Source organism: Duganella sp. GW822-FHT06D06 (assembly GCF_058799615.1).
In genome coordinates, this window is the sequence record NZ_JBXALQ010000053.1 from 1 (window position 1) to 2,877 (window position 2,877).

The 2,877-nt window shown below is 55.8% G+C and carries 3 protein-coding genes; 1 reads left to right on the forward strand and 2 read right to left on the reverse strand.

The window, feature by feature from the left end:
* A partial coding sequence (locus AC1RMD_RS31120; protein WP_492932727.1) for a phage integrase N-terminal domain-containing protein occupies positions 1–427 on the reverse strand: 427 nt, incomplete at its 3' end.
* A gap of 1,129 nt (positions 428–1,556) precedes the next feature.
* On the opposite strand from AC1RMD_RS31120, the gene AC1RMD_RS31125 reads away from it, so the two are divergent.
* Positions 1,557–1,862, forward strand: coding sequence for a helix-turn-helix transcriptional regulator (locus tag AC1RMD_RS31125; protein WP_492932729.1), 306 nt, complete (start codon positions 1,557–1,559; stop codon positions 1,860–1,862).
* A gap of 427 nt (positions 1,863–2,289) precedes the next feature.
* On the opposite strand, the gene AC1RMD_RS31130 is transcribed toward AC1RMD_RS31125, so the two are convergent.
* A complete protein-coding gene (locus AC1RMD_RS31130; RefSeq protein WP_492932731.1) occupies positions 2,290–2,724 on the reverse strand; it encodes a hypothetical protein in 435 nt (144 codons plus the stop codon).
* Positions 2,725–2,877 lie beyond the last annotated feature (153 nt).

Genomic DNA, 2,877 nt, shown 5'->3' on the forward strand with positions numbered 1-2,877 from the left:
CATTTTTGAGCTCCTTCAAAAATGGGTGGGGAAAATTCAATTCCCACAGGTGGGGATTATTGGGTTCCCACTGACAGTCAAGCACCTTGGCCTTGGAGATGTTGGTGACAAAGGTGCGCTTGTCGATATCGTAGCTGCCGTTGTCGCGCGCGATGATGTTGTCCTTGCCAATCTTCCGCGCCCACCATCGCATGGCGCTCATACGGTTCTTCATCGTGCCGGCGCTAACGCCATCGGCCTTCCATTGCTGCACCAGCGCATCCACATGCTTGGGACGCAGACTGTCAGCATTCATATGGCGATATCCGAGATCGTGCAACTGGTTGGCCACGTGCGAGAGTATCCGCGCGCGGTCGGACTGCGTGGCATAGCTGCCATCGCGATTGCGGTCGCACAGCTGCTTAAGTTGATAGTTCAAGTCGCGCATCGCATGCTCCTAAAAACAAACTTGGTGTGATCGAGTCAGGTCAGTGTTTCTGGCCACCGTGCTTGCCGCAGCAAGGACGGTTTGTAAAGGCCCCGGGACACCACTCCCGTGTATGCGGTATGTTCACTGCTTGCCCGCGCCGCATGCGCGTATGGCGCCGCGATCCGCTCCTTGTAGAAGCCTGATCGCGGTGGGACCAGTTACCCAGGGTCCATGGGGTGTGCCTCGCACACGTTGTCGGCCCACGAGGGGCATGGTTGGCAAGCAGCGTTCTGCTGCGCTGATAGCGGTAGATCCGCTGTCACTGGCCGCCGTCACTGAGAAATCCGTGGCGGAGCCCATATAGCGCTTGGTTGCTAGCGCGTCGTCACTGGCAGCAGGCCGCCAGTAACGACGCGCGGTTTGCGCCGCGGACTAGGGCGGCGTATCGACATGCACGCGGCGGCAGATCGCCGCGTGAGGTGGGGACGGTGCGTGAATGCGCACGATGTGACGCGCAGCTCCCTCAAGGGAAGGATGCGCAATATGGATGCAGCCTATCCAGGCTGATCGCGGGCTCGCTCAAAGGCGCAGCCAATCTAAAAACAAATGTGGAGACTAAGGGCGCGTGACGAGCGCTACGCCTGGCATGATGCCAAGATGCGCGAAGGACGATCCCTTCGCGGCGAAAACCATATTTTCCTCCATCGGCCATCCTACCAAGATCACCGGCACAAAATTCTCTTCAATTTATTTGTCGAGAAAGCTGCGCCCTCCCTTTCACTGCGTACCTGAACTTCCGACTGAAGCAATTGCGATCTTCGGGCTGTTAAGAAACCAGTCCATGCGCACAAGGAGAGCTTACCCAAAAGAAGTGGAGCACATTTACCGGCGCGAGCCTATCCTGCATTCGACGCCTCCGCTTAATTTCGCTTGATAATATCAAGCTCCTAAGGCATCCCAGCCAACTATCAACACCAGCTTTCACGTCACCATGCAGCGCGAGAAAATATCTGATAGCGACAAGGCGCGCAAGAATATAACGCGATCCGCCATCCGCTTATGCAACGGTTATAGCGTTGTCGCAAGCACCGCGCTGTTCGAAACGGCTACTTTACCTAAAGGCTGTTCGAAACGAGGGAGAACGAATATGGACACCAACAAGACTTTATCCGGCGCGCGACGCTTGATCCGCATTCGCGAAGTGCTGCAGCTATGCGGCCTATCGCGCGCAACGCTGTACCGCGCAATCAAACAGCATTCGTTCCCCGCACCTGTGAAGCTGTCGGCGCGCGCGGTGGCGTGGCTGCAGGATGACGTGATGCAGTGGATCGACTCGCGCGTCGCGCAGCGTGGTCCGGCTTTTCCGGCCAAAAACCAGGTCGAACCACGCGACACTAGGGAGGAATCGGCGATCGGCGCTACACACCGCCAGACGCGGGGGGAATCGAAATGACTTCGGCACCAGCGCTAAGTTTCGATGATGTGCCGCGTCACCAATCGTTATCAACGTGCCGGTAGTCGCGGTAAATATACTTGTTCGGCTTCGACTTGACACGGCGTCTGATGACCGGTTGAATCCCCACCCCAAAGCGGAAGTTCTAATTTTTCCCGTCACGTAGTGGAGTCTCAGATTCTGGCGGGCCTGGTCTTTCATAAGTGTCTTGGCACGACGCTGGAACATGGTCTGGCGGCGCGGGCGGGAACGCCGGCGGCATGACGTACAACGGGCATTACGTCAAATTGTCCCCTTGCGCAGCATTAGGCGTCTTCATCGGCCAAGCCTACAGTTTATTGAGCCGTGTGATTTTGGCATTCACAGAATATAAACGAACCATGACCGTGCAGCCGAGTTGAGCCCAAACTCGCCGACCGAGTTATTTCTAAGCCAGCACGGAAGACAGGGTATTTCCAGTTCGCATGATGCGGTGGCCAAGGCGACTGGCAAGCGGTTCCAAATTGGTAAGTATGTCTGGTCGGAGCCATGCTGAGTCAGTTTCCTGGTAGAGCCGCATCAACAGATCCGCCGCATCTTGAGTACCACGCGCCGCGATTAGAGCAACGGCAGCAACCGCAAGGTTGTAAGAGCTATATTTAACGAATTTTTCAAGCTCGTCTTCGCTTGGTCCTTCACCGTTCGTTTGAAGAATTCCAATTGCACGCCCCGCAAGAGTTGAATCGTTGGTATCGCTACCGGCACCGGCCTCCAATGCTGCATCTAGCGAAGGGCGAAGCAGCCGCTGAGCGCTTTCTAATCCCAATCGAATGGTGTCTAGTATTAGCCGAAGTCGGTCGATTGCCTCGTATTCGTCGTGCATGAGCCAGGTGTTAAATAGCTCGTGACATGCTGCGCGTCCAGGATGAAACGGGATGGATTCGATAGAACTGGTGGTCAGAGGGTGTAAATAATTTTGTGTAAACGGTCATTTGGCAGGACACTGCCGCCATCAAGGAGAAACAATGACCGTTGT

Coding starts and splice junctions, on each gene's coding strand:
- AC1RMD_RS31125 (WP_492932729.1), top strand. CDS start 1,557: ATGGACACCAACAAGACTTTATCCGGCGCGCGACGCTTGATCCGCATT.
- AC1RMD_RS31130 (WP_492932731.1), bottom strand. CDS start 2,724: ATGCACGACGAATACGAGGCAATCGACCGACTTCGGCTAATACTAGAC.